This is a genomic window from Solibacillus sp. FSL W7-1324 (assembly GCF_038008025.1).
GTDB lineage: Bacteria > Bacillota > Bacilli > Bacillales_A > Planococcaceae > Solibacillus.
This window is the reverse complement of record NZ_JBBOYH010000001.1, coordinates 3,546,476-3,570,808: the sequence shown is the minus strand read 5'-3', so window position 1 is coordinate 3,570,808 and position 24,333 is coordinate 3,546,476. Positions and strand designations below refer to the sequence as shown.

The 24,333-nt window shown below is 39.9% G+C and carries 33 protein-coding genes; 32 read left to right on the top strand and 1 reads right to left on the bottom strand.

From position 1 onward, the window contains the following. Positions 1 to 154 precede the first annotated feature (154 nt). The 7 genes from MKY71_RS17895 to MKY71_RS17865 all read left to right on the top strand — a co-directional run bounded on the left by MKY71_RS17895 (position 155) and on the right by MKY71_RS17865 (position 8,273). On the top strand, positions 155 to 406 hold the full coding sequence (locus MKY71_RS17895; protein WP_008406985.1) for a ribosomal L7Ae/L30e/S12e/Gadd45 family protein: 252 nt from the start codon (positions 155 to 157) through the stop codon (positions 404 to 406). 100 nt (positions 407 to 506) lie between these two features. Next, positions 507 to 926 carry a 30S ribosomal protein S12 gene (gene rpsL / locus MKY71_RS17890; RefSeq protein ID WP_008406983.1) on the top strand — a complete coding sequence of 140 codons (420 nt, stop codon included), beginning with the start codon at positions 507 to 509 and terminating at the stop codon, positions 924 to 926. 41 nt (positions 927 to 967) lie between these two features. After that, positions 968 to 1,438 (top strand): 30S ribosomal protein S7, encoded by a 471-nt coding sequence (gene rpsG, locus MKY71_RS17885; RefSeq protein ID WP_008406982.1) that lies wholly within the window; start codon positions 968 to 970, stop codon positions 1,436 to 1,438. Positions 1,439 to 1,519: 81 nt separating this feature from the next. Then, positions 1,520 to 3,598 (top strand): elongation factor G, encoded by a 2,079-nt coding sequence (fusA, locus tag MKY71_RS17880; RefSeq protein ID WP_340733516.1) that lies wholly within the window; start codon positions 1,520 to 1,522, stop codon positions 3,596 to 3,598. Positions 3,599 to 3,738: 140 nt separating this feature from the next. Then, positions 3,739 to 4,926, top strand: coding sequence for an elongation factor Tu (gene tuf, locus MKY71_RS17875; RefSeq protein WP_079523494.1), 1,188 nt, complete (start codon positions 3,739 to 3,741; stop codon positions 4,924 to 4,926). 201 nt (positions 4,927 to 5,127) lie between these two features. Then, positions 5,128 to 7,305, top strand: coding sequence for a malate synthase G (locus tag MKY71_RS17870; RefSeq protein WP_340733515.1), 2,178 nt, complete (start codon positions 5,128 to 5,130; stop codon positions 7,303 to 7,305). A gap of 146 nt (positions 7,306 to 7,451) precedes the next feature. Further along, positions 7,452 to 8,273 (top strand): methyl-accepting chemotaxis protein, encoded by an 822-nt coding sequence (locus tag MKY71_RS17865; protein WP_340733513.1) that lies wholly within the window; start codon positions 7,452 to 7,454, stop codon positions 8,271 to 8,273. A gap of 41 nt (positions 8,274 to 8,314) precedes the next feature. Here MKY71_RS17865 and MKY71_RS17860 read toward each other — a convergent pair whose 3' ends face one another. Beyond that, the gene (locus MKY71_RS17860; protein ID WP_339196575.1) at positions 8,315 to 9,202 is read right to left on the bottom strand and encodes a LysR family transcriptional regulator; all 888 of its coding nucleotides are present in this window, start codon (positions 9,200 to 9,202) and stop codon (positions 8,315 to 8,317) included. A 117-nt stretch (positions 9,203 to 9,319) separates the two neighbouring features. On the opposite strand from MKY71_RS17860, the gene MKY71_RS17855 reads away from it, so the two are divergent. The 25 genes from MKY71_RS17855 to rpmD all read left to right on the top strand — a co-directional run bounded on the left by MKY71_RS17855 (position 9,320) and on the right by rpmD (position 24,331). Further along, a complete protein-coding gene (locus MKY71_RS17855; protein WP_339196573.1) occupies positions 9,320 to 10,000 on the top strand; it encodes a response regulator transcription factor in 681 nt (226 codons plus the stop codon). Then, positions 9,997 to 10,968: a sensor histidine kinase gene (locus MKY71_RS17850; RefSeq protein ID WP_340733512.1), complete on the top strand. Its 972-nt coding sequence runs from the start codon at positions 9,997 to 9,999 to the stop codon at positions 10,966 to 10,968. The genes MKY71_RS17855 and MKY71_RS17850 overlap by 4 nt, the downstream gene beginning before the upstream one ends. A gap of 96 nt (positions 10,969 to 11,064) precedes the next feature. Beyond that, the gene (locus MKY71_RS17845) at positions 11,065 to 11,826 is read left to right on the top strand and encodes an ABC transporter ATP-binding protein (protein ID WP_339196568.1); all 762 of its coding nucleotides are present in this window, start codon (positions 11,065 to 11,067) and stop codon (positions 11,824 to 11,826) included. After that, positions 11,816 to 13,798, top strand: a complete 1,983-nt coding sequence (locus tag MKY71_RS17840) for an ABC transporter permease (protein WP_340733511.1) — start codon at positions 11,816 to 11,818, stop codon at positions 13,796 to 13,798. The genes MKY71_RS17845 and MKY71_RS17840 overlap by 11 nt, the downstream gene beginning before the upstream one ends. Before the next feature lie 125 nt (positions 13,799 to 13,923). Next, positions 13,924 to 15,243 (top strand): Na+/H+ antiporter family protein, encoded by a 1,320-nt coding sequence (locus MKY71_RS17835; RefSeq protein ID WP_340733510.1) that lies wholly within the window; start codon positions 13,924 to 13,926, stop codon positions 15,241 to 15,243. 361 nt (positions 15,244 to 15,604) lie between these two features. Continuing rightward, positions 15,605 to 15,913, top strand: a complete 309-nt coding sequence (rpsJ, locus tag MKY71_RS17830; RefSeq protein ID WP_008406970.1) for a 30S ribosomal protein S10 — start codon at positions 15,605 to 15,607, stop codon at positions 15,911 to 15,913. Between the two features lie 51 nt (positions 15,914 to 15,964). Continuing rightward, positions 15,965 to 16,594 carry a 50S ribosomal protein L3 gene (gene rplC, locus MKY71_RS17825; protein WP_008406969.1) on the top strand — a complete coding sequence of 210 codons (630 nt, stop codon included), beginning with the start codon at positions 15,965 to 15,967 and terminating at the stop codon, positions 16,592 to 16,594. Positions 16,595 to 16,621: 27 nt separating this feature from the next. Beyond that, positions 16,622 to 17,245 (top strand): 50S ribosomal protein L4, encoded by a 624-nt coding sequence (gene rplD, locus MKY71_RS17820; protein WP_339174388.1) that lies wholly within the window; start codon positions 16,622 to 16,624, stop codon positions 17,243 to 17,245. After that, entirely contained in the window at positions 17,245 to 17,529 is a 285-nt protein-coding gene (rplW, locus tag MKY71_RS17815) for a 50S ribosomal protein L23 (RefSeq protein WP_008406966.1), read from the top strand. The genes rplD and rplW overlap by 1 nt, the downstream gene beginning before the upstream one ends. Positions 17,530 to 17,572: 43 nt before the next feature. Continuing rightward, positions 17,573 to 18,403: a 50S ribosomal protein L2 gene (gene rplB, locus MKY71_RS17810; protein WP_008406964.1), complete on the top strand. Its 831-nt coding sequence runs from the start codon at positions 17,573 to 17,575 to the stop codon at positions 18,401 to 18,403. 60 nt (positions 18,404 to 18,463) lie between these two features. After that, entirely contained in the window at positions 18,464 to 18,742 is a 279-nt protein-coding gene (rpsS, locus tag MKY71_RS17805; protein ID WP_004233637.1) for a 30S ribosomal protein S19, read from the top strand. Positions 18,743 to 18,764: 22 nt separating this feature from the next. Beyond that, a complete protein-coding gene (gene rplV, locus MKY71_RS17800) occupies positions 18,765 to 19,109 on the top strand; it encodes a 50S ribosomal protein L22 (protein WP_008406963.1) in 345 nt (114 codons plus the stop codon). Positions 19,110 to 19,112: 3 nt separating this feature from the next. After that, the gene (gene rpsC / locus MKY71_RS17795; protein ID WP_339174384.1) at positions 19,113 to 19,769 is read left to right on the top strand and encodes a 30S ribosomal protein S3; all 657 of its coding nucleotides are present in this window, start codon (positions 19,113 to 19,115) and stop codon (positions 19,767 to 19,769) included. Between the two features lies 1 nt (position 19,770). Further along, positions 19,771 to 20,205 (top strand): 50S ribosomal protein L16, encoded by a 435-nt coding sequence (gene rplP / locus MKY71_RS17790; RefSeq protein WP_008406960.1) that lies wholly within the window; start codon positions 19,771 to 19,773, stop codon positions 20,203 to 20,205. Beyond that, positions 20,195 to 20,395, top strand: a complete 201-nt coding sequence (rpmC, locus tag MKY71_RS17785) for a 50S ribosomal protein L29 (RefSeq protein ID WP_008406958.1) — start codon at positions 20,195 to 20,197, stop codon at positions 20,393 to 20,395. Before rplP ends, rpmC begins: the two co-directional genes overlap by 11 nt. Before the next feature lie 18 nt (positions 20,396 to 20,413). Next, positions 20,414 to 20,677: a 30S ribosomal protein S17 gene (gene rpsQ, locus MKY71_RS17780; RefSeq protein ID WP_079523483.1), complete on the top strand. Its 264-nt coding sequence runs from the start codon at positions 20,414 to 20,416 to the stop codon at positions 20,675 to 20,677. A gap of 46 nt (positions 20,678 to 20,723) precedes the next feature. Further along, positions 20,724 to 21,092: a 50S ribosomal protein L14 gene (gene rplN / locus MKY71_RS17775; RefSeq protein WP_008406955.1), complete on the top strand. Its 369-nt coding sequence runs from the start codon at positions 20,724 to 20,726 to the stop codon at positions 21,090 to 21,092. Positions 21,093 to 21,129: 37 nt separating this feature from the next. Further along, positions 21,130 to 21,438: a 50S ribosomal protein L24 gene (gene rplX / locus MKY71_RS17770; RefSeq protein ID WP_191701161.1), complete on the top strand. Its 309-nt coding sequence runs from the start codon at positions 21,130 to 21,132 to the stop codon at positions 21,436 to 21,438. A gap of 28 nt (positions 21,439 to 21,466) precedes the next feature. Beyond that, positions 21,467 to 22,006, top strand: coding sequence for a 50S ribosomal protein L5 (rplE, locus tag MKY71_RS17765; RefSeq protein ID WP_079523482.1), 540 nt, complete (start codon positions 21,467 to 21,469; stop codon positions 22,004 to 22,006). A gap of 21 nt (positions 22,007 to 22,027) precedes the next feature. Then, the gene (gene rpsN / locus MKY71_RS17760) at positions 22,028 to 22,213 is read left to right on the top strand and encodes a 30S ribosomal protein S14 (RefSeq protein ID WP_076496371.1); all 186 of its coding nucleotides are present in this window, start codon (positions 22,028 to 22,030) and stop codon (positions 22,211 to 22,213) included. Between the two features lie 30 nt (positions 22,214 to 22,243). Continuing rightward, positions 22,244 to 22,642 (top strand): 30S ribosomal protein S8, encoded by a 399-nt coding sequence (gene rpsH, locus MKY71_RS17755; protein ID WP_008406947.1) that lies wholly within the window; start codon positions 22,244 to 22,246, stop codon positions 22,640 to 22,642. 31 nt (positions 22,643 to 22,673) lie between these two features. Continuing rightward, a complete protein-coding gene (rplF, locus tag MKY71_RS17750) occupies positions 22,674 to 23,213 on the top strand; it encodes a 50S ribosomal protein L6 (RefSeq protein ID WP_339174377.1) in 540 nt (179 codons plus the stop codon). Positions 23,214 to 23,255: 42 nt separating this feature from the next. Next, positions 23,256 to 23,615 (top strand): 50S ribosomal protein L18, encoded by a 360-nt coding sequence (rplR, locus tag MKY71_RS17745; protein WP_339174375.1) that lies wholly within the window; start codon positions 23,256 to 23,258, stop codon positions 23,613 to 23,615. A 21-nt stretch (positions 23,616 to 23,636) separates the two neighbouring features. Continuing rightward, positions 23,637 to 24,137: a 30S ribosomal protein S5 gene (gene rpsE / locus MKY71_RS17740; protein WP_008406937.1), complete on the top strand. Its 501-nt coding sequence runs from the start codon at positions 23,637 to 23,639 to the stop codon at positions 24,135 to 24,137. Positions 24,138 to 24,151: 14 nt separating this feature from the next. Next, complete coding sequence (gene rpmD / locus MKY71_RS17735) at positions 24,152 to 24,331, top strand: 50S ribosomal protein L30 (RefSeq protein ID WP_445265728.1); 180 nt, start codon at positions 24,152 to 24,154, stop codon at positions 24,329 to 24,331. Positions 24,332 to 24,333 lie beyond the last annotated feature (2 nt).

The following is a 24,333-nucleotide window of genomic DNA, read 5'->3' as shown; positions in this document are numbered from 1 at the left end:
AGAGACCATTTTCTGTCGGGAGATTTTCTTGGAATTTCCTTGGATTAAATATTAACCAACATACTTTCATAAGAAATCTGTTGACAGTGTAAGTTTGGAATGATAATATATTGAAGGTTGATAGTTAACTGTCTGTACTTAGGAGGATATGAAAATGTCTTACGATCAAGTAAAACAGGCCAGTAAAACAATCATAGGTATAAAGCAAGCAGTGAAAGCAATGTATGCTGGACAAGTAACAGCTCTTTTTGTCGCAATCGATGCAGACAAATGGGTAACCGATCCGGCCATTCTTCTCGCGAAAGAAATCGGTGTACCAGTCAATTACGTCGATTCTAAGAAAGAACTTGGTAAAGCTTGCGGCATTCATGTTGGAGCTGCAGTTGTTGCGATTACTGCGATGTAGTTTTTGTGTAAAGTACACAAAGACTTTGTTTTTACCCAAAAAATGAACCACCTGGATGTGTGGTATTGAAACAAGGAAAAAATGAAGGGAGGACAAATCGATGCCTACAATTAACCAATTAGTACGTAAGCCTCGTCAATCTAAAAGCACGAAATCAAAATCTCCAGCGTTAAACAAAGGATATAACTCATTTAAAAAATCTTTAACTGACGTTAAGTCTCCTCAAAAACGCGGAGTTTGTACTCGTGTAGGTACAATGACACCACGTAAACCGAACTCGGCTTTACGTAAATACGCTCGTGTACGCTTAACTAACCAACTTGAGGTTACTGCGTATATCCCAGGTGAAGGTCACAACTTACAAGAGCACAGTGTAGTTCTTATCCGTGGCGGACGCGTAAAAGACTTAGCTGGAGTACGTTACCACATCGTTCGTGGTGCACTTGATACAGCTGGTGTTAACGGTCGTTTACAATCTCGTTCTAAATACGGTACTAAACGCCCTAAAGAAAAAAAATAATTTAAGTTTAAATATACAACGATTTGAAAGGAGGAAAACACATGCCTCGTAAAGGTCCTGTTTCCAAACGTGACGTGTTACCAGATCCACTTTATAACTCAAAACTAGTAACTCGTTTAATCAACAAAATGATGATTGATGGTAAAAGAGGTACTTCTCAAAAGATTTTATACGGAGCTTTCGAATTAGTTCAAGAGCGTTCGGGTCAAAATGCTTTAGAAGTATTTGAAGCTGCATTAAACAACGTAATGCCTGTATTAGAAGTACGTGCTCGTCGTGTTGGTGGTTCTAACTACCAAGTACCAGTAGAAGTTCGTCCAGAACGTCGTACAACTTTAGGTTTACGTTATTTAGTAAACTACGCTCGTCTTCGTGGAGAAAAAACGATGGAAGAGCGCTTAGCTAACGAAATCTTAGATGCATCTAACAACACTGGTGCTTCAGTTAAGAAACGTGAAGATATGCACAAAATGGCAGAAGCGAACAAAGCATTCGCTCACTACCGTTGGTAATTTGATCTTTGCTCTAGCATTGCTGGGGCTAAGATTTTTACCATCTATACAGTTAACCCAATATGGAAGGAGAAATTTCCTATGAAACGCGAATTCTCTCTAGAGAATACTCGTAATATTGGGATCATGGCTCACATTGATGCTGGTAAAACAACAACTACTGAGCGTATCCTTTATTACACTGGTAAGATTCACAAAATCGGTGAAACACATGATGGCGGTTCTCAAATGGACTGGATGGAGCAAGAACAAGAGCGTGGTATCACGATCACTTCTGCTGCAACAACAGCTCAATGGAATGGTCACCGTATTAACATCATCGATACTCCAGGACACGTAGACTTCACTGTTGAAGTTGAACGTTCTTTACGCGTACTTGATGGTGCTGTAACAGTATTAGATGCTCAATCAGGTGTTGAGCCTCAAACTGAAACAGTATGGCGTCAAGCTACAACATACGGAGTTCCTCGTATCGTATTCATCAACAAGATGGATAAAATGGGAGCTGACTTCCTATATTCTGTAGGTACGTTACACGAGCGTTTACAAGCTAATGCTCACCCAATCCAATTACCAATCGGTGCTGAAGATGACTTCTCAGGAATTATCGACTTAATCGAAATGAACGCAACGTTCTATGGTAACGATTTAGGTACTGATGTAACTGTAGGAGAAATCCCTGCAGAGTTCATGGATCAAGCTGAAGAGTACCGTGAGAAATTAATCGACGCTGTTGCAAGTGTTGATGAAGAGCTTATGGAGAAATACTTAGAAGGCGAAGAAATTACTAAAGAAGAATTAAAAGCGGCAATCCGTAAAGCTACTATCGCGGTAGAATTCTACCCAGTACTTTGTGGTACAGCATTCAAACACAAAGGTGTTCGCAAAATGTTAGATGCTGCTGTTGATTACCTTCCAGCTCCAACAGACGTAGAAGCTATTAAAGGTACGGACGTTGACGGTGAAGAAGAAATCATCCGCCATTCTTCTGATGAAGAGCCATTCTCAGCTCTTGCATTCAAAGTAATGACAGACCCATTCGTAGGTAAGTTAACATTCTTCCGTGTGTACTCAGGTACATTAGAAGCTGGTTCTTACGTACAAAACTCTTCTAAAGGTAAACGTGAGCGTGTAGGACGTATCCTACAAATGCACGCTAACTCTCGTGAAGAGATCGCAAAAGTATACTCTGGTGATATCGCTGCTGCTGTAGGTCTTAAAGATACTACAACAGGTGATACTCTATGTGACGAGAAAAACCTTGTTATCTTAGAGTCAATGGACTTCCCAGAGCCAGTAATCTCTCTATCTGTAGAACCAAAATCTAAAGCTGACCAAGATAAAATGGGTCAAGCTTTACAAAAACTACAAGAAGAAGATCCAACATTCCGTGCTCATACTGACACTGAAACAGGTCAAACAATCATCTCTGGTATGGGTGAACTTCACCTTGATATCTTAGTTGACCGTATGAAACGTGAATTTAAAGTAGAAGCTAACGTGGGTGCTCCAATGGTATCTTACCGTGAAACATTCCGTAGCGAAGCTAAAGTTCAAGGTAAATTCTCTCGTCAATCTGGTGGTCGCGGTCAATACGGTGACGTAACGATCGAGTTCTCTCCAAACGAAGAGGGTAAAGGTTTCGAATTCGAAAACGCTATCGTTGGTGGTGTTGTACCTCGTGAATACATCCCTGCAGTAGAAGCGGGTCTACGTGACTCTCTTGACCGCGGTGTTGTTGCTGGTTACCCACTAATCGACATTAAAGCGAAATTAGTATTCGGTTCTTACCATGACGTTGACTCAAGTGAAATGGCGTTCAAAATCGCTGCATCTATGGCATTAAAAGAAGCAGCTAAAAAATGTAACCCAGTTATCTTAGAGCCAATGATGAAAGTAGAAGTTGTAATTCCAGAAGAGTACCTTGGTGATATTATGGGTAACATTACTGCTCGTCGCGGTCGCGTAGAGGGTATGGAAGCTCGTGGTAACTCTCAAGTAGTACGTGCTATGGTTCCACTATCTGAAATGTTCGGATATGCTACAACTTTACGTTCTGCAACTCAAGGTCGCGGTGTATTCTCAATGGTGTTCGATCACTATGAAGAAGTACCAAAATCAATTGCAGAAGATATTATCAAAAAAAATAAAGGTGAATAATTGAAATTTCACCTTGCATCAAGTATAAATAATTTGTAAGCTATGATTGACTGACTATAGATGGGGCCCGTTTATAGTCGGCATCTTAGAATAAATAATTTCAAAAAAAATAAAACATATCTCTGAGGAGGCATTTTCTAATGGCTAAAGAAAAATTTGACCGTTCAAAAACGCATGCTAACGTTGGTACAATCGGACACGTTGACCATGGTAAAACAACTTTAACTGCTGCTATCGCAACAGTTCTTTCTAAAAAAATGGGTGGTGCAGCTAAATCTTACGCTGACATCGACAACGCTCCAGAAGAAAAAGAGCGCGGTATCACAATCAATACTTCTCACGTAGAGTATGAAACTGCAACTCGTCACTATGCACACGTTGACTGCCCAGGTCACGCTGACTATGTTAAAAACATGATCACTGGTGCTGCACAAATGGACGGCGGTATCTTAGTAGTATCTGCTGCTGACGGCCCAATGCCACAAACTCGTGAGCACATCTTACTTTCTAAACAAGTAGGTGTTCCTTACTTAGTAGTATTCATGAACAAATGTGATATGGTTGACGACGAAGAATTATTAGAGTTAGTAGAAATGGAAATCCGTGACTTACTATCTGAATATGACTTCCCAGGCGACGATGTTCCAGTAATCAAAGGTTCTGCATTAAAAGCTTTAGAAGGCGAAGCAGAATGGGAAGAAAAAATCGTTGAATTAATGGACGCTGTAGATTCTTACATCCCAACTCCAGAACGTCAAACTGACAAACCATTCATGATGCCAGTAGAGGACGTATTCTCTATCACTGGTCGTGGTACAGTAGCAACTGGCCGTGTTGAACGTGGTCAAGTTAAAGTTGGTGACGTTGTAGAAGTTATCGGTATCGAAGAAGAAGCTAAAACTACAACTGTAACTGGTGTAGAAATGTTCCGTAAATTATTAGATTACGCTGAAGCTGGTGACAACATCGGTGCTTTATTACGTGGTATTGCTCGTGAAGATATCCAACGTGGTCAAGTATTAGCTAAACCAGGTTCAATCACTCCACACACTAACTTCAAAGCTGAAGTTTATGTATTATCAAAAGAAGAGGGTGGACGTCACACTCCATTCTTCTCTAACTACCGTCCTCAGTTCTACTTCCGTACAACTGACGTAACTGGTATCTGCATGTTACCAGAAGGCGTAGAAATGGTTATGCCTGGCGACAACATCGAAATGACTGTTGAATTAATCGCTCCAATCGCTTTAGAAGAAGGTACTAAATTCTCTATCCGTGAGGGTGGCCGTACTGTAGGCGCTGGCGTAGTAGCATCTATCCAAAAATAATTTTAGCTAATCGCTAATTTTCAAAAACACCTTGCAGGGACGCTTGCAAGGTGTTTTTTTTGTACCCTTTATAGCGTAAAAGCATAATGTTTATTCAATATATGTATTTCATTTATATATCATGACTCTTGTATAATGAAACGTAAGAACAGGGGATTCTAATGAATTATTAGAAATGTTCATTTAAAAGGGGGATTTATAGTGACAAATTATGTGCAAGTGGGAAACTTACAAGTAGCAGAAGTATTATTTCAGTTTATTAATGAGCGAGTTTTACCGAATAGCGGAGTAGAGCAAACGGCATTTTGGAACGGATTTGATCAGCTTATTCAAGAGCTAGCACCGGAAAATAAGGCATTGCTTGCTAAACGGGATACACTGCAAACACAAATTAATGAATGGCATAAAGGAAATAAGGGGAATTTCCAATTTGCCGACTATAAATCATTTTTAGAAGAAATCGGTTACGTAGAACCAAAAGTAGAAGATTTCAAAGTGGAAACAGAGAATGTGGATACAGAAATTGCATATCAGGCAGGTCCACAGCTTGTTGTACCTGTTAGCAATGCACGTTATGCGATCAATGCAGCAAACGCACGTTGGGGAAGTTTCTATGATGCCCTTTATGGTACGGATGCTATCAGTAGTGAAGATGGTGCAGAAGCAGGTAAAGGTTATAATCCGATTCGTGGTAATAAGGTAATTGCGTATGCTAAAAAGTTTTTAGATCAAGCTGCTCCTTTAACAGCAGCTTCACATAAAGAAGCGACATCCTATAGAATTGTAGAAGGTAAACTAGTCATTACACTTACAAATGGTGAAACAACGACATTGAATGAACCTGAAAAGTTAGTTGGCTATCAAGGAACGGCAGAACAGCCGACTGCAGTTTTACTGAAAAATAATGATTTACACATTGAAATTCAAATAGACCGTAACCATCCAATCGGAAAAGATGATGCAGCTGGTGTAAAAGATATTTATTTAGAGTCTGCAATCACAACAATTATGGACTGCGAAGACTCGGTAGCGGCAGTAGATGCAGAAGATAAAGTGGAAGTTTATGCGAACTGGTTAGGCCTAATGAAAGGCGACTTGACGGCAACTTTTGAAAAAGGCTCTAAAACCGTAACACGTACATTAAATCCTGACCGTGTATATACGGGAGTTAATGGTGAGACAGTAACATTAAACGGACGTTCGTTAATGTTTATCCGCAATGTAGGACACTTAATGACAAATCCGGCTATTTTAGATAAAGATGGCGGTGAAGTGCCTGAAGGAATAATGGATGGTGTCGTAACGAGCTTAATCGCGAAGCATGAAGTGATTGGCAATGGTCAGTATAAAAACTCGCAAAAAGGTTCTATTTATATCGTAAAACCGAAAATGCATGGCTCAAAAGAAGTAGCCTTTGCGAATAAACTGTTTGAGCGTGTAGAAGATTTAATTGGGTTGGAACGTTTCACTTTAAAGATTGGTGTTATGGATGAGGAGCGTCGTACATCACTTAACTTGAAAGCATGTATTCGTGAAGTGAAAAACCGGATCGTATTTATCAATACCGGATTCCTGGATCGTACTGGTGATGAAATTCATACATCGATGGAGGCAGGCCCAATGATTCGCAAAGGCGATATGAAAACTTCAACATGGCTTACTTCATATGAGAAATCGAATGTCATTGTTGGGTTAAATGCAGGCTTGCAAGGACGTGCACAAATCGGTAAAGGGATGTGGGCAATGCCGGACTTAATGGCGGATATGATTGAGCAAAAAATCAATCATCCGAAAGCAGGGGCGAATACTGCCTGGGTACCATCGCCGACAGCCGCAACATTACATGCAACGCATTACCACGAAGTAAATGTAAAAGATGTTCAAAAAGGTATTGTGACATCGGAAGATTTACAGGATGCGATTTTGGAAATACCGGTAGCGGCAAATACAGACTGGTCACCGGAAGAAATTCAAAACGAGCTTGATAATAATGTACAGGGAATTCTAGGATATGTTGTTCGCTGGGTAGAACATGGAGTGGGTTGTTCGAAAGTGCCGGACATTAATGATATTGGCTTAATGGAAGACCGTGCAACACTGCGTATTTCAAGTCAGCATGTAGCAAACTGGCTGCATCACGGAATTTGTACGAAAGAGCAAGTAGAGGAATCATTGAACCGCATGGCAAAAGTTGTTGATGAACAAAATACCGATGATCCGAATTACTCGCCTATGTCAGCAAACTATGAAGGTTCCGTAGCATTCCAAGCGGCAAGTGAATTGATATTTAAAGGTTATAATCAGCCAAACGGCTATACAGAACCGATTTTACACAAAAAGCGTATTGAAGCTAAAGCAAAACAAAAAGTAAACGCATAATTTTCTAAGTGACTACTATTTCTTCTGAAATAGTAGTCTTTTTCATTTAAATGATAAAAATAAGGGCGGATTCACTTAATATATAGGGAAAATGGTATAATAGTCATAATATAGTAATTTAAGTAATAGGAAAGAAGAGAATCAAAATGCAAAACAGAATTGAATCCTTAGATGCGCTTATTTCAATGATTTCAGTTATGAAAGAAGCAATTCCGACAGAATTATCAATTGCCGTATGTGATCTTGAAAAGTTTATAGCCTATTTCCCTGCAAAGGATTTAGATTTGAAAATACAAGTAGGTCAACAATTGAATCATGATGAACCGCTCATGATGTCATTGAAGAAAGGCCGACGTTTAGAAGCAGTTGTACCCGCCGATTATTATGGTTTTGAATTTATCGGAACTGCAACGCCATTATACGATCAAACAGGTAAAACCATTGGAGGAATTGCTGTCCAAGTAAGAAAGCATTCGGAATTAATAGAAATTTCCCAAGCAATAACGGGTTCTTTAACACATGCAAACGAACAGATCGTCAATATAGCGGGTGGTTCTACAAGCTTAAAAGAGTCGGCAAATGAGTTACTGCAACAATCGAAACAGGCTGAAAAGAATGTTCAACACACTTCCGAAATTTTATCATTGTTGAAGCGTATGGCAGACCAAACGAATCTGCTCGGTTTAAATGCCGCAATCGAAGCTGCCCGTGCAGGCGAAAAAGGGAAAGGTTTTGAAGTCGTAGCGACGGAAATCCGAAAGTTTTCAAAAGAAACAATTGAATCTACACAAAAAATTAGAGAAACGATGGATCAAATCAACGAGGCTACACAAAAAATTACAACCTCCATTGCTCAAATTTCCACTATCGGAACATTACAGAGCGAGTCCATTCAACAAGTTTCCGATTTTGTGAAGGAAATTCAAGTAATGTCTACACAGTTAAATGAATATGCCAATAAATTATAAAATGGTTGCCTAGAGATACTGAAACTTTCTAGGCAACCATTTTATTTAGAAACGAATTCACGGGCAAGTTTAATAAATTCCCGTACTGCGAAAGGTAAGTATTTATTTTTCTTCCACGTAACCCCCAGCTCAAGATAAATCTCTTCTTCCTGAAAAGGGATGCATTTAATCGATGTGTAAGGGATTTTTTCAGCTAGCTTTTTCGGAAGCAGCGCAATCCCCAGTTTTGCCTGAACCATTTCGATAAATAAATCTTTTTGCGTTGTTTCACAGGCAATTGTAGGGAAGAATCCATGTTTTGAGCATTCCTCGATAATGCGGTCATATAAAATGAAATCTTTCCGGTAAATAATAAAAGTTTCGTTTGCCAGTTCACTTAGCTGGATCGTCTCCTTTATTGCCAAAGGGTGACTCTCATGGACGATTAACATTAATGGATCTTTTAAAAATCGGATCGTTTCCAAAGACTCGTTCGTCGAAGTCACACTGCATACTAATCCGACATCCAGTTCACCTGCTTCAATTTCCTGGCGTATGCGCTTTGTTCCGACTTCTGTTAATAAAATTTCGATATATGGATTAAGCTCTTTATAATAGCTGATTAATTTTGAAAAAAATTCGGCGCCTACGATTGGTGGTATCCCAATGCGAATTTGGCCTTTCTTTAATTCCATCAAATCCGTTAATTCGGAGCGCAGGTTTTGAAATGATTCAAGTACTTGCATCGAATTCACGAGAACGGCCTGACCGGCATCCGTCAGCTCAAGCTGTTTGGATGAACGGTAAAATAAAGGTACGCCCAGTTCTGACTCAAAGTTTTGAATTGCTTTACTAATGGATGGCTGTGATACGTGCAGGGTTGCCGCTGCCTTCGTAAAACTTAAATGCTTGGCTACTTCAACAAAGTATTCGATTTGGCGTAAGTCCATTTTTCTTTTCCACCTCTTCACCTGTAATTCCTTTAATTGAATTGATTATAGCAAAGTTTGTAACGGTTGGATTGCTTGTTTTTGTATAATGGGAGTATATAGAAGGAGTGATGTTCTTTGAAGGTACTATTAATAGAAGATGATGTCTCCATATTTGAATTGATAGGCGAACGACTAGCACAGTGGAATATACAAGTAATTGGACCGAAAGATTTTCAACATATAATGGTAACTTTTAATGAAGAAGAGCCTCAGCTTGTTATTATTGATATTCAATTGCCAGCATTTGACGGTTTCCATTGGTGTCGTGAAATAAGGGCAGTATCGAATGTCCCTATTTTATTTCTTTCCTCACGTGATCACCCGATGGACATGATTATGGCGATGCAAATGGGAGCGGATGACTTTGTGCAAAAACCTTTCCATACTGAAGTATTAGTCGCAAAAGTACAAGCGTTGTTGCGTCGTGCTTATAATTATCAGGAAACACAGCAAAGTGATTTTGAAAGATGGAATGGTGCCGAGATTCATTATGACCGCGCGACTGTTCATTATAAAGAGCAACAGATCGAGTTAACGAAAAACGAGCTGTTTATATTAAAGGTGCTGGTCAAGGCAAAAGGACAAATCGTCTCCCGTGATGAACTTATGCGTAAATTATGGGATGATGAACGCTTCGTAAATGATAATACATTAACGGTCAACGTAAACCGTTTACGCCAACGTTTAGAGGATATTGGTCTTTTCAATGTCATAGTGACGAAAAAAGGTCTTGGCTACATGGCGGTGAATGAATGATCCGTTTGTTTATAAGACAATATTTATCCGCCATCTTCTTTGTTATCCTGCTTCAGCTGCTGATGAATCTGATATTATTCCTCGACACTGGATTCCATGGGGTTTCTTTACTTTATTTAAACATTATCTGGTTTACACTTGTAGCAGGTTATTTCAGTTTACGCTATGTGAAAGACAGGAAGTTAATGAAGCCCTATTCGAAGTTTAGAGGAACTTACTATGACGTTATTCATGAAGATTATAAAGAACAGCTCGCTGATAAGAATATAAAAATACAAGAACAAAAACAGATCGTATTAGAAAGACAGGACGAGCTTTTAGCATGGGTTCATGAAATGAAGTCCCCATTAACAGCAATGCAGCTATTGATGGAAAAAGTCGAGAATGGTGAAGTGAAGGAGCGCATCGAAAATGAATGGCTGCGCCTTTATTTATTAATAGATCAGCAGCTTCATGCAACACGTCTAATGACGATCGAGCTTGATAACCGTATTGAAAAAGTAAAGGTGAAGGATGTACTGATTCAGGAAATTAAAGCATTGCGCAGCTGGTGTTTTGAAAAGCAGCTCGCCATTGATCTGGAAGTGGATAATCTAACTGTACATTCAGATGCAAAGTGGCTAGGTTTTATCGTAAGGCAAATTTTATCGAATGCGGTTAAGTATAGCCATATCGGGGGAGAAATTAGAATATCGTCTCAAATCGTTAAGGAGCAGGCAGTTCTTATCGTTCAAGATGACGGAATCGGTATAAAGCGTGAAGATTTGCCGCGAGTATTCCGGAAATCCTATACGGGAACAATTGGTCGTGAAACGAGTGCTGCAACAGGAATGGGGCTGTACCTTGCTAAACAGGCAGCACAATCACTGCATATTGTTCTGGCAATCGAATCAACAGAAGGGGCAGGTACCACTGTTAAGATTACTTTCCCTATTATGAATGACTATCAAAAAACGCTTGGAATGTGACGAACTTGTCACTTACCACGCGTTTTTGTCATGTAAATCAAACGATTCCCGGTAACGGAACATGTAGAATGAAAGTAACAAGAAAGGGTGGAAACGATGAGCATTTTAATCGCACGTAAAGTTCGAAAAACATATGGCAAGCGCTCTCTTGCACAGGAAGTTTTAAAGGGCATAGATTTGGAAGTGGAAAAAGGGGAATTTGTTGGTATTATGGGTGCTTCAGGCTCGGGCAAAACAACATTATTAAATGTACTGTGTTCCATAGACCAGGTGACAGACGGATTTGTTGAAATCAATGGACAAAAGCTCCAAGGGATGAAGGAGCGTACATTGGCGAAGTTTAGACGCGATGAACTCGGTTTCATCTTCCAGGATTATAATTTACTGGACACATTGACGGTAAAGGAAAATATACTGTTGCCGTTATCGCTCAGCTCTATTCCAAAAGCGGCGGCGGAGCAACGTTTACAGGAGCTCGTAACAATTTTAGGGATTGGTGATATTTTAACGAAATACCCGAATGAAATATCCGGTGGCCAAAAGCAGCGAACATCGGCAGCAAGAGCCCTGGTAACCAATCCATCACTTGTATTTGCCGATGAGCCAACAGGGGCACTCGATTCAAAAGCCGCTACAGCACTGCTCGATAATTTAGAGAAAATCAATAAAGCAAAAAACGCAACGATCATGATGGTAACACATGATGCCATTGCAGCAAGCTTCTGTTCGCGTGTACTGTTTTTAAAAGACGGACAAATTTATACGGAACTGTATAAAGGGGATAAATCACGCAATGAATTTTTCCAGCAAATCTTGAATACGCAAAGTGTTTTAGGCGGTGAGCAGAGTGAAGCTTAGTCAGCTTGTTTTTAAAAGCATGATAAAGAATATGCGTCACTATTATTTATACTTTTTCGCACTCATTTTCAGTGTGACGCTGTTTTTCTCGTTTGTAACACTGCAGTATAATGAGTCGGTCATGGAAGCGACAAAAGCTAGCGGAACGGCAGCTTCAGGATTTGAAGCAGCATCTTATATGCTGTATTTTATCGTTCTGTTCTTCGTACTGTATGCCAATCACTTATTTATTAAGCGACGCAGCAAGGAAATTGGATTGTATCAATTGGTCGGTATGACAAAAGGGCTTGTGACACGACTGATCGCCTTCGAAAACATTCTATTATTTGCTGGAGCGGTAAGCGTCGGAATTATATTAGGCTTTTTAAGTTCACGTTTATTTGCGATGATCTTACTGAAGCTATTAAATTTTGAAGCGGTTGTCACTTTGAGTATCAATAAAGTCGCAGTTGTGAATACGTTATTCGTTTTTGGTATTCTGTTAGTAATTATTTTAATGCAAATGGCATTTATGGTGTACAGAACAAGTTTGCTTTCGCTATTTAACGCATCCAAGCAGGCAGACGAGCGTGTCAAACGCTTTAGCGTATTCCCTATGGTAATGGGTGCTATTGGATTAGCATTGATTATTTATGGCTACTATGAGAGTACGTTATTATTTACAGGACATACAAGAAACTTATTTTTAAGCATGGTCATTATATTAGCGACGACAATCGGCGGAACTTACTTTGTCTTCCGCTATTCGGTTGCATTCATATTAAATCTGTTCCGTCTAAGAAAGAAAGGACATTTGAATTTAACCGATGTTCTGGCGCTTACACCAATTATGCACCGTATGAAGGGTAACGCTAAATCCCTGACACTCATTACTGTTATTACGGCAGTGTCTCTTGCCATTACGACTCTTTCCTACATTAGCTATTATTCGGCAAATAGTACGGCTGAAAATTCAGTACCAGCAGATTATATAATAGTAGATGGACGTGGAGATGCATTCTTTGAAGCACTGGAGAAGAATGAAATTGCATTTGAGGAAAAGACATTTAGACTAACAAGCGCACAATTTGATATGTCGAAAATTTTCTCTGGTGAAACGGTCGAGATGCTTCAAGGCAATACAATGGCAGATGTGCTAATGATTCCGATTTCGGACTACCAGCAGATTGATCCGAATGCCCAGCTTTCTGAGGACGAAGCAATTATTGCCGGGTATAACGGCTTTCAGGCAAATATAATGCCGCTGGAAGCACCTTTAGATTTAACAATTTTGCATCAAGAACAACAATTTCCTTTAAAAGTTAAGGAAGTAAGCGAGACAACGATTGTGGCGTGGCGTATTACGGCAGGTGGCTTTGTTGTTATCGTTGAAGACCATGTGTTTGAGCAAGTACAACAGCTAAACAAGGAACATGCAATCGGCTACACAACACAAGAGCAGACATCGATTAACCTGGTTGATGCGGATGATGAAACATACAAGGTCACGGAAAAGCTTTATAAACAAACTGGTGCGAATATATTTGCTGAAAGTGAAGATGGCGGTGAATTGAATAAAATCAGTTCTCAAAAAGCTACAGTTGAATACAATTTAAACCTTTACGGAACGACAATCTTCACAACGGCGTTTTTAGGTTTAGCCTTTTTACTGGCAACGGGCAGCATTTTATACTTTAAGCAAATGTCTGAAGCGGATGAAGAGATGGAATCCTATAAGATTCTTCGTAAAATCGGTTTTACACAAGAGGAGTTAACGCGCGGTATAATGATGAAACAGTTATTTAACTTTGGTGTTCCTCTACTGATCGGACTGTTGCACAGTTACTTTGCAGTTAAATCAGGCTGGTTTTTGTTCGGTACAGAACTGACAACGCCTCTACTTGTTACAATGGGATTATATATCACCATGTATATCATATTTGCTGCATTAACAATCAATTATTACAGAAAAATAATAAAACAGGCTTTATAATACTTCAAACCGTCAATTTTCTCTTATTTGACGGTTTTATTTTATCCATATCCGTTGACTCACAATCAGTTTTCTTGTAACTTTAACACATTAGTAATTTAGCAGACGAAAGTGAAGTGTACAACATGAATGCTGTTTTAATAGCGGTAGGAGTAATGCTTATTTTAAGCCTGCTGCGTATAAATGTAGTTTTATCCTTAACGATTGGGGCAATTATCGGTGGCCTAGTCGGCGGATTAGATATAACAGAGACAATCAAGGCCTTTGTTGACGGTCTTGGCGGGGGAGCAACAATTGCGTTAAGCTATGCACTGCTTGGTGGATTTGCACGCGCAATTTCTCGCACTGGTATACCTGAAGTATTAGTAAAAGCGATTTTAAAAATTGTACAGCGTGAAGGCGATTCCCAAAAGAAAGGGGCTGCCAAAGCATTAATCTTCTTAGTATTGCTGGCAATGGCAATCATGTCGCAAAACCTGATTCCGGTGCATATCGCATTTATTCCATTAATCGTACCGCCAATGATCAAAATTATGAACATGCTGCAAATTGACCGCCGTTTAATCGCATGTATTTTAACGTTCGGTTTAGTTATGCCTTATATGTTCATACCAGCAGGGTTCGGTTTAATCTATCAAGGAATTATTGTCGATCAGATGGCTATAGCGGGGCTTGACGTTGCTTTGAGCGATGTTCCTAAGGCAATGGCTATTGTAGCGTTAGGGATGGCTGTAGGGCTTGCAGGAGCCTTTGTTGCCTACCGTAAACCAAGACAATATGAAAACATCGAAATGGAAACAACGAATGATTTAAATAAAGAAGTAAATACATTACACATTATTTTTGCGGCTATCGCATTGATTACTTCTATAGTAGTACAAGTAATGACAGATTCAATGATTGTCGGGTCGATTGCCGGTATTCTCATTTTATATATTACTGGTGCACTGAAAGTTAAAGAAGCCGACCAGGTTCTATCGGATGGAATGCGTATGATGGCATTTGTCGGATTCGTTATGATATCAGCGAACGGGTTTTCAGCTGTTATCAATGCTACAGGGGATGTTGAAACACTAGTATCCGGTGCAATGGACATTTTCAACGGGAATGTAAGTATAGCAGTTTTAATTATGTTGATTGTCGGCTTAATCGTAACAATGGGAATTGGTTCTTCATTTGCGACGATTCCAATCATTGCAGCTATCTTTGTGCCAATCGCAATGGAACTGGGACTAAGTGAATTAGCTATCATCTGTTTAATCGGAACAGCGGGTGTTCTGGGTGATGCTGGTTCCCCTGCATCAGATTCAACATTAGGTCCGACAGCTGGTCTAAATGTCGATGGACAGCACAACCATATTTGGGATACATGTGTACCAACATTTATCTTCTATAATATTCCACAGATTATTTTCGGCTGGATTGCAGTCGTTTTCTTCCTATAGTAATAGTCGTCGCTTTCAGCAAATAGAAAGCGACGATTTTTTCGTTTTCTGAACCGTTAGTTTTCAGAATAATATATTTAAAACATATTACTCCCTTTTCAGTTGCTTTCATCGTCAGAAACTTATATACTAATAAACGGCTCAAAAAGAGCGAACCTATTTATAAAGAATAAAACATTATGAAAAGAATTTTGCTAAAAGACTTGCGAACTTCTTTTTTATTGTATATAATGTTGAATGTTGGTCTTTGACTGCGATGAAGCGAGAGGTTGCCGACACACCCGGCCGCTTTGCCATGGCGGTGTGTAGGAGAAATTTTCGTGGAGAATGTCTAGAAAATAGGCGAGAAGGAGGGAAAGTAATGGCAAAACAAAAAATTCGTATTCGTTTAAAAGCATATGATCACCGTATCCTTGATCAATCTGCTGAGAAAATCGTTGAAACTGCGAAACGTTCAGGTGCTGGAGTATCGGGTCCGATCCCACTACCAACTGAAAGATCTGTATACACGATCTTACGTGCGGTTCATAAGTACAAAGATTCTCGTGAGCAATTTGAAATGCGCACACATAAACGTCTTATCGACATCGTTAACCCGACACCACAAACTGTTGATGCGTTAATGAAGCTTGATTTACCATCTGGCGTTGATATCGAAATCAAACTTTAATGGTAAAAACAAATATAAAACTTTTTCTAAAATTTACAGGAGGTGTGACAAATGACTAAAGGAATCTTAGGTAGAAAAATTGGTATGACTCAAGTTTTCGCTGAAAACGGAGATCTTATCCCAGTAACAGTAATCGAAGCTACTCCAAACGTAGTTTTACAAAAGAAATCTGTTGAAACTGATGGCTACGAAGCGATCCAATTAGGTTTTGAAGACAAGCGCGTTAAGCTTTCAAACAAACCTGAACAAGGTCACGTAGCAAAAGCAAATACTGCTCCTAAGCGCTTCATCCGTGAGTTCCGCAACTTAGAAGCTGCGACTTACGAAGTTGGTCAAGAAGTCAAGGTTGAAATTTTCGCTGAAGGCGATGTAATCGATGTAACAGGTGTAACAAAAGGTAAAGGTTTCCAAGGTGTTATTAAACGTCACGGACAATCTCGCGGCCCTATGTCTCACGGTTCTCGTTACCACCGTCGTCCTGGTTCAATGGGTCCAGTTGCCCCGAACCGCGTATTCAAACAAAAGAAATTACCTGGTCAAATGGGTGGCACAGTTGTTACTATTCAAAACCTTGAAATCGTTAAGGTTGACGTAGAGCGCAACTTACTACTTGTTAAAGGTAATGTTCCTGGTTCTAAAAAAGCATTAGTAACAGTTAAAACTGCTATTAAATCAAAATAATTCTCTTAAAGAAAGGAGGAAACAGGAATGACAAAGGTTTCAGTACTTAGTCAAACAGGTGCTTCAGTTGGTGAAATCGAATTAAACGATGCGATTTTCGGAATCGAGCCAAACGAAGCTGTATTATTCGACGCTGTAGTTGCACAACGTGCTTCTTTACGTCAAGGTAATCACAAAGTTAAAAACCGTTCTGCAGTTGCTGGTGGTGGTCGTAAACCATGGCGTCAAAAAGGAACTGGTCGTGCTCGTCAAGGTTCGATCCGCTCTCCACAATGGCGTGGTGGTGGTGTTGTATTCGGTCCTACTCCACGTAGCTACTCTTACAAACTACCTAAGAAAGTTCGCCGTTTAGCAATTAAATCTGCTTTATCTGCGAAAGTATTAGAACAAAACGTAGTAGTACTTGATGCATTATCATTTGATGCACCAAAAACTAAAGATTTCAAATCAGTATTAGCTGCTTTAGAAATCAACAAAAAAGCATTATTCGTAACTGCTGAAGTTAACGAAAACGCTATTTTATCTGCTCGTAACATCCCTGGTGTTACAGTGTTAACAGCTGAAGGAATCAACGTATTAGACTTATTAGGTCACGATAAAGTTGTATTCACTCAAGATGCTGTAAAAAAAGTTGAGGAGGTGCTTGGATAATGGAAGCACGTGATATCTTAAAACGTCCGGTCATTACTGAGCGTTCTTCAGAAATTATGGCAGAGAAAAAGTATACTTTCGAAGTAGACACTCGCGCTAACAAAACTCAAGTTAAAGACGCTGTTGAAGAAATCTTCGGTGTTAAAGTTGAGAAAGTAAACGTAATGAACTACAAAGGTAAGTTCAAACGCGTTGGTAAATTCGGTGGATACACTAACAAACGTCGTAAAGCGATTGTTAAATTAACTGCTGATTCAAAAGAAATCGAGTTATTCGAAATCTAATTCTAAATTTATATAAGTAACCTTTAAGAAGGAGGGAATACAAATGGCGATTAAAAAGTATAAGCCAACCTCAAATGGTCGTCGTAACATGACGTCATCTGACTTTGCTGAAATCACTACTAATAAACCTGAAAAGTCTTTATTAGAACCGACTAAACGCAAAGCTGGTCGTAACAACCAGGGTAAAATTACTGTTCGTCATCACGGTGGCGGTCACAAGAAACAATACCGTGTTATCGATTTTAAACGTCTTAAAGACGGCATTCCAGGACGCGTTGCTACAATCGAGTACGATCCAAACCGTTCTGCGAACATCGCTTTAATTAACTATGCTGACGGTGAAAAACGTTACATCTTAGCTCCGAAAGGTCTTGAAGTAGGTCAAACTATTTATTCAGGTCCAGAAGCGGATATCAAAGTAGGTAACGCATTACCACTAGCAAACATTCCAATGGGTACAACAATCCATAACATCGAAATGAAACCTGGTAAAGGTGGACAATTAGTACGTTCAGCTGGTACTTCTGCGCAAGTATTAGGTCGTGAAGGCAAGTACGTAATCGTTCGTTTACAATCTGGTGAAGTACGTTTAATCCTTGCTACTTGCCGTGCAACAATCGGTCAAGTTGGTAACGAACAACACGAACTTATCAACATCGGTAAAGCAGGTCGTTCTCGTTGGTTAGGTAAACGCCCAACAGTACGTGGTTCTGTAATGAACCCTAACGATCACCCACACGGTGGTGGTGAAGGACGTTCTCCAATCGGACGTAAATCTCCAATGACACCATGGGGCAAACCAGCTCTTGGTTACAAAACTCGTAGCAAGAAAAATAAATCATCTAAATTTATTATTCGTGGACGTAAAAAATAATGTGGTAAAACTACGGTTCAGTTCGAGAGCCGTGGTCGTATCACGGAGGGAGGTTCCTAAATGGGTCGCAGCTTAAAGAAAGGACCTTTTGTTGATGACCACCTAATGAAAAAGGTGGAAGCACAAGAGGCTTCTGAGAAAAAACAGGTTATTAAAACTTGGTCTCGCCGTTCTACTATCTTCCCAAACTTCATCGGTTTAACAATCGCTGTATATGATGGACGTAAACACGTTCCTGTATACGTAACTGAAGATATGGTAGGTCATAAACTTGGTGAGTTCGCACCAACTCGTACTTATAAAGGTCACGGTGCAGATGACAAGAAAACAAGACGCTAATTTTGAGAGGAGGTAAATCCTAATGACACAAGCTAAAGCTATCGCTCGTACAGTTCGCATCGCTCCTCGTAAAGTACGTCTAGTAGTAGACTTAATCCGAGGCAAGCAAATTGGTGAAGCAGTTGCAATTTTACGTCATACTCCAAAAGCGGCGTCTCCAGTCGTTGAGAAAGTATTAAAATCTGCAGTTGCTAACGCTGAACATAACTATGAGTTAGATGTTAATAACTTAGTTGTATCTGAAATCTTTGTTGATGAAGGTCCAACATTAAAACGTTTCCGTCCACGTGCACAAGGTCGTGCGTCGGCAATCAACAAACGTACAAGCCACATTACAATCGTGGTATCTGAGAAGAAGGAGGTTTAATCCGTGGGTCAAAAAGTACATCCAATAGGACTACGTGTTGGTGTTATTCGTGACTGGGAGTCAAAGTGGTTCGCTGAGAAAGACTACGCTAACTTATTACACGAAGACATCAAAGTACGTAAATATATCGAATCTAAACTTAAAGATGCATCTGTATCTAAAGTAGAAATCGAACGCGCTGCAAATCGCGTAAACATCACTATTCACACTGCGAAACCAGGTATGGTTATCGGTAAAGGTGGTACGGAAGTTGAAAACTTACGTAAACACTTAACTGAAGTAACTGGTAAACGTGTGCATATCAACATTATTGAAATCAAACGTGCAGATCTTGACGCTAAATTAGTAGCTGAAAACATCGCTCGTCAACTTGAGAACCGCGTATCATTCCGTCGTGCTCAAAAACAATCAATCCAACGCACAATGCGCGCTGGTGCAAAAGGTATTAAAACACAAGTATCTGGTCGTTTAGGTGGCGCTGATATCGCGCGTGCTGAACACTATAGTGAAGGAACTGTTCCGCTTCATACATTACGTGCTGACATTGATTATGCACATGCTGAAGCTGATACTACTTACGGTAAACTAGGCGTTAAAGTTTGGATCTACCGTGGTGAAGTCCTTCCTACTAAAAAGAACTCTGTGGAAGGAGGCAAATAATATGTTATTACCTAAACGCGTAAAATATCGTCGTGAACACCGTGGTAACATGCGTGGAGAAGCGAAAGGCGGTAAAGAAGTATCTTTCGGTGAGTTTGGCTTACAAGCTACAACAGCATCTTGGATTACAAACCGTCAAATCGAATCTGCTCGTATCGCAATGACTCGTTACATGAAACGTGGCGGTAAAGTTTGGATCAAAATCTTCCCACATAAACCTTACACGAAAAAGCCTCTAGAAGTCCGAATGGGTTCTGGTAAAGGTTCTCCTGAAGGTTGGGTAGCAGTAGTAAAACCAGGAAAAGTAATGTTCGAAATTGCTGGTGTATCTGAAGAGGTAGCACGTGAAGCACTTCGTTTAGCATCACACAAACTTCCTGTTAAATGTAAGATCGTAAAACGTCAAGAAACTGGTGGTGAATCTAATGAAAGCTAATGAAATCCGTGACCTTGCCACTAACGAAATCGAATTAAAAGTGAAATCACTGAAAGAAGAGCTTTTCAACCTTCGCTTCCAATTGGCGACTGGTCAATTAGAAAACACAGCTCGCATCCGTGAAGTTCGCAAAGCGATCGCACGTATGAAAACTGTGATTCGTGAAAGAGAAATCAGTGCAAATAACTGATAAAGGAGGGTTTTAAGTATGACTGAGCGTAACCAACGCAAAGTTTACACGGGCCGTGTTGTTTCTGACAAAATGGATAAGACAATTACTGTTTTAGTTGAAACTCACAAAAAGCACAAGCTTTATGGCAAGCGTGTAAAATACTCGAAAAAGTTTAAAGCTCATGATGAGCAAAACACTGCGAATATCGGTGATATCGTACGTATCATGGAAACTCGCCCGCTATCAGCTACTAAACGCTTCCGTTTAGTTGAAGTTGTAGAAAAAGCGGTTATTATTTAATAACACATTTCGGAATAAAATATATTTCCGAAGGGAGGTAACCTAAGTGATTCAACAAGAAAGTCGTATGAAAGTTGCTGACAACTCAGGTGCACGTGAAGTTTTAACTATTAAAGTACTTGGTGGTTCTGGACGTAAAACTGCAAACATCGGTGATATCGTTGTTTGTACGGTTAAGAAAGCAACACCAGGTGGCGTTGTCAAGAAAGGTGACGTTGTTAAGGCTGTTATCGTTCGCACAAAATCAGGTGCACGTCGTAAAGACGGTACTTACATTAAGTTTGATGAGAATGCTTGCGTAATTATCAAAGATGATAAATCACCACGCGGAACTCGTATTTTCGGACCAGTTGCACGTGAGTTACGTGATGGCAACTTCATGAAAATCGTTTCTTTAGCTCCAGAAGTTCTTTAATTTCATGACAGTACCAATCAAGGAGGTGCGACACATAATGCATGTTAAAAAGGGCGACAAAGTAAAAGTAATTACTGGTAAAGACAAAGGTAAAGAAGGCGTAATCTTAGCTGCTTTCCCTAAACAAGACCGAGTTCTTGTTGAAGGTGTAAACATCGTTAAGAAACACGTTAAACCTAACCAGCTTAACCCACAAGGTGGAATTGTATCTCAAGAAGCTGCAATCCACGTTTCGAACGTAATGCTAATCGATCCTAAATCTGGCGAGCCGACTCGTGTAGGTATTGAGATCAAAGATGGCAAAAAAGTTCGTGTTGCAAAAAAATCAGGTGTAGTAATCGACTAATAAGTAAATTGAGAAGGGAGGTACACACATGAGCCGCCTAAAAGAAAAATATTTAAACGAAGTTTCACCTGCTCTTATGAGCAAGTTCGAATATAAATCAGTAATGCAAGTTCCTAAAGTGGAGAAAATCGTAATCAACATGGGTGTTGGTGACGCTGTTCAAAACTCTAAAGCTCTTGATGTAGCTGTTGAAGAATTAACAACAATCACTGGTCAAAAACCAGTAGTAACTAAAGCAAAAAAATCTATCGCAGGTTTCCGTTTACGTGAAGGTCAAGCGATCGGTGCTAAAGTTACACTACGCGGTGAGCGTATGTATGAATTCCTGGATAAATTAATCTCTATCGCACTTCCACGTGTACGTGACTTCCGTGGTGTTTCTAAAAAAGCATTCGACGGTCGCGGTAACTATACATTAGGTGTTAAAGAGCAACTAATTTTCCCAGAAATCGATTACGATAAAGTTTCAAAAGTACGCGGTATGGACATCGTGATCGTAACTACTGCGAATTCTGACGAAGAAGCTCGCGAGTTATTAACACAGTTCGGTATGCCGTTCCAAAAGTAATAAAATAAGGAGGGCGAAGACGTGGCAAAAAAATCAATGATCGCTAAACAACAACGCACGCAAAAATTTAAAGTTCAAGAATATACACGTTGTGAACGCTGTGGCCGTCCACACTCTGTATACCGCAAATTTAAACTTTGCCGTATTTGTTTCCGTGAACTTGCATATAAGGGACAAATTCCTGGCGTTAAAAAAGCCAGCTGGTAATCCCCTAATTTGGGAAGGAGGTAAATTTTCATGACAATGACTGATCCGATTGCAGATATGCTTACACGCATTCGTAATGCGAACATGGTTCGTCACGAGAAGTTAGAGGTTCCTGCTTCTAACGTAAAGAAAGAGATCGCTGAAATTTTAAAGCGTGAAGGTTTCGTACGTGATGTAGAATATGTAGAAGACAACAAGCAAGGTATCATCCGTATTTTCTTAAAATACGGTAAAGAGAACGAGCGTGTTATCACTGGTCTAAAACGTATTTCTAAACCAGGTTTACGTGTATATGCTAAAACAAACGAAGTACCTAAAGTATTAAACGGTCTTGGTATCGCTTTAGTATCTACTTCAAACGGTTTATTAACTGACAAAGAAGCTCGCGCTAAACAAGTTGGCGGAGAGATCTTAGCATACATTTGGTAATTAGTAAGAAAAGAACGGAGGTGCAATATAAATGTCTCGCGTAGGTAAAAAAGTTATCGAGGTACCTGCTAACGTAACAATTGAAGTCGCTGCTGGCAACTTAGTTACTGTTAAAGGTCCTAAAGGCGAATTAACTCGTCAATTCAACCAAGATATGAAAATCGAGCAAGAAGGCAACACACTTTCTGTTGTTCGTCCTTCTGATTCTAAAGAACACCGTACAAACCACGGTACAACTCGTGCGTTACTAGCTAACATGGTAACTGGTGTTTCTGAAGGTTTCACTCGTACTCTAGAACTTGTTGGTGTAGGTTACCGTGCACAGTTACAAGGTACTAAGCTTGTACTAAACGTTGGTTATTCTCACCCAGTTGAGTTCACACCTGAGCAAGGTTTAGAGGTCGAAGTTCCTTCGAACACTAAGATCGTTGTTAAAGGTATTTCTAAAGAGCGTGTTGGTGCATTAGCATCTAACATCCGTGACGTACGTCCACCAGAGCCATACAAAGGTAAAGGGATCCGTTACGAAGGTGAATTCGTTCGCCGTAAAGAAGGTAAAACAGGTAAATAATGCGGCGTAAAACCGCATTAAATTTTGAAAGGAGTGACCACTGTGATTACGAAACAAGATAAAAATCAAGTTCGTAAAAAACGTCATGGGCGTGTTCGTTCTAAAATTTCGGGTACTGCACAACGTCCACGTTTAAACGTATTCCGTTCTAACAAGAACATCTATGCACAACTAATCGATGACGTAGCTGGCGTAACTTTAGTTTCTGCTAATACTCAAGAAAAAGCTTTCGAAGGTATGGGCTCAAACGTAGAAGCTGCTGCTAAAATCGGTGAAACAATCGCTAAACGCGCTGCTGAAAAAAATATTACTACAGTAGTATTTGACCGTAGCGGTTACTTATATCACGGACGTGTAAAAGCTTTAGCTGAAGCTGCACGTGAAAACGGCTTAGAATTTTAATAAGAAGGAGGGACATACTTCATGAGTCGCATTGACGCAAACAAATTAGAACTTGAAGAACGCGTAGTTACAATTAACCGTGTTGCTAAAGTTGTTAAAGGTGGTCGTCGCTTCCGCTTCTCTGCTCTAGTAGTAGTAGGAGATAAAAATGGTCATGTAGGATTTGGTACTGGTAAAGCCCAAGAGGTTCCAGATGCAATCCGTAAGGCTGTTGAAGACGCGAAGAAAAACTTAATCGAAGTACCACGCGTGGGTGGAACTACTCCACACTTAGTGCAAGGTCGCTTCGGTGCAGGTTCAATCTTAATCAAACCTGCAGCTCCTGGTACAGGAGTTATCGCTGGTGGTCCAGTACGTGCTGTACTTGAACTTGCTGGTATTACTGATATTCTTTCAAAATCTCTTGGTTCAAACACACCAATCAACATGGTGCGTGCAACTGTAGCAGGTTTAACTGAATTAAAACGTGTAGAAGAAGTTGCAAAACTACGCGGTAAATCAGTGGAAGAGTTATTAGGATAAGGGGGGGAATTATAATGGCTAAATTACAAATTACCCTTAATAAATCTGTCATTGGTACTAAACCTAACCAACGTAAAGTTGTTGAGGCATTAGGATTACGTAAAGTAAACCAAACTGTGGAACAAGCTGATAACGCTGCAATCCGCGGTATGATTACAAAAGTAGCTCACTTAGTTACTGTTAAAGAAATTTAATT

Excerpts from the sequence above, each read along its gene's own strand:
- MKY71_RS17895 (WP_008406985.1), top strand. The coding sequence starts at position 155 with ATGTCTTACGATCAAGTAAAACAGGCCAGTAAAACAATCATAGGTATA.
- rpsL (WP_008406983.1), top strand. The coding sequence starts at position 507 with ATGCCTACAATTAACCAATTAGTACGTAAGCCTCGTCAATCTAAAAGC.
- rpsG (WP_008406982.1), top strand. The coding sequence starts at position 968 with ATGCCTCGTAAAGGTCCTGTTTCCAAACGTGACGTGTTACCAGATCCA.
- fusA (WP_340733516.1), top strand. The coding sequence starts at position 1,520 with ATGAAACGCGAATTCTCTCTAGAGAATACTCGTAATATTGGGATCATG.
- tuf (WP_079523494.1), top strand. The coding sequence starts at position 3,739 with ATGGCTAAAGAAAAATTTGACCGTTCAAAAACGCATGCTAACGTTGGT.
- MKY71_RS17865 (WP_340733513.1), top strand. The coding sequence starts at position 7,452 with ATGCAAAACAGAATTGAATCCTTAGATGCGCTTATTTCAATGATTTCA.
- MKY71_RS17860 (WP_339196575.1), bottom strand. The coding sequence starts at position 9,202 with ATGGACTTACGCCAAATCGAATACTTTGTTGAAGTAGCCAAGCATTTA.
- MKY71_RS17850 (WP_340733512.1), top strand. The coding sequence starts at position 9,997 with ATGATCCGTTTGTTTATAAGACAATATTTATCCGCCATCTTCTTTGTT.
- MKY71_RS17845 (WP_339196568.1), top strand. The coding sequence starts at position 11,065 with ATGAGCATTTTAATCGCACGTAAAGTTCGAAAAACATATGGCAAGCGC.
- MKY71_RS17835 (WP_340733510.1), top strand. The coding sequence starts at position 13,924 with ATGAATGCTGTTTTAATAGCGGTAGGAGTAATGCTTATTTTAAGCCTG.
- rpsJ (WP_008406970.1), top strand. The coding sequence starts at position 15,605 with ATGGCAAAACAAAAAATTCGTATTCGTTTAAAAGCATATGATCACCGT.
- rplC (WP_008406969.1), top strand. The coding sequence starts at position 15,965 with ATGACTAAAGGAATCTTAGGTAGAAAAATTGGTATGACTCAAGTTTTC.
- rplD (WP_339174388.1), top strand. The coding sequence starts at position 16,622 with ATGACAAAGGTTTCAGTACTTAGTCAAACAGGTGCTTCAGTTGGTGAA.
- rplW (WP_008406966.1), top strand. The coding sequence starts at position 17,245 with ATGGAAGCACGTGATATCTTAAAACGTCCGGTCATTACTGAGCGTTCT.
- rplB (WP_008406964.1), top strand. The coding sequence starts at position 17,573 with ATGGCGATTAAAAAGTATAAGCCAACCTCAAATGGTCGTCGTAACATG.
- rpsS (WP_004233637.1), top strand. The coding sequence starts at position 18,464 with ATGGGTCGCAGCTTAAAGAAAGGACCTTTTGTTGATGACCACCTAATG.
- rplV (WP_008406963.1), top strand. The coding sequence starts at position 18,765 with ATGACACAAGCTAAAGCTATCGCTCGTACAGTTCGCATCGCTCCTCGT.
- rplP (WP_008406960.1), top strand. The coding sequence starts at position 19,771 with ATGTTATTACCTAAACGCGTAAAATATCGTCGTGAACACCGTGGTAAC.
- rpmC (WP_008406958.1), top strand. The coding sequence starts at position 20,195 with ATGAAAGCTAATGAAATCCGTGACCTTGCCACTAACGAAATCGAATTA.
- rpsQ (WP_079523483.1), top strand. The coding sequence starts at position 20,414 with ATGACTGAGCGTAACCAACGCAAAGTTTACACGGGCCGTGTTGTTTCT.
- rplX (WP_191701161.1), top strand. The coding sequence starts at position 21,130 with ATGCATGTTAAAAAGGGCGACAAAGTAAAAGTAATTACTGGTAAAGAC.
- rplE (WP_079523482.1), top strand. The coding sequence starts at position 21,467 with ATGAGCCGCCTAAAAGAAAAATATTTAAACGAAGTTTCACCTGCTCTT.
- rpsH (WP_008406947.1), top strand. The coding sequence starts at position 22,244 with ATGACAATGACTGATCCGATTGCAGATATGCTTACACGCATTCGTAAT.
- rplF (WP_339174377.1), top strand. The coding sequence starts at position 22,674 with ATGTCTCGCGTAGGTAAAAAAGTTATCGAGGTACCTGCTAACGTAACA.
- rpsE (WP_008406937.1), top strand. The coding sequence starts at position 23,637 with ATGAGTCGCATTGACGCAAACAAATTAGAACTTGAAGAACGCGTAGTT.
- rpmD (WP_445265728.1), top strand. The coding sequence starts at position 24,152 with ATGGCTAAATTACAAATTACCCTTAATAAATCTGTCATTGGTACTAAA.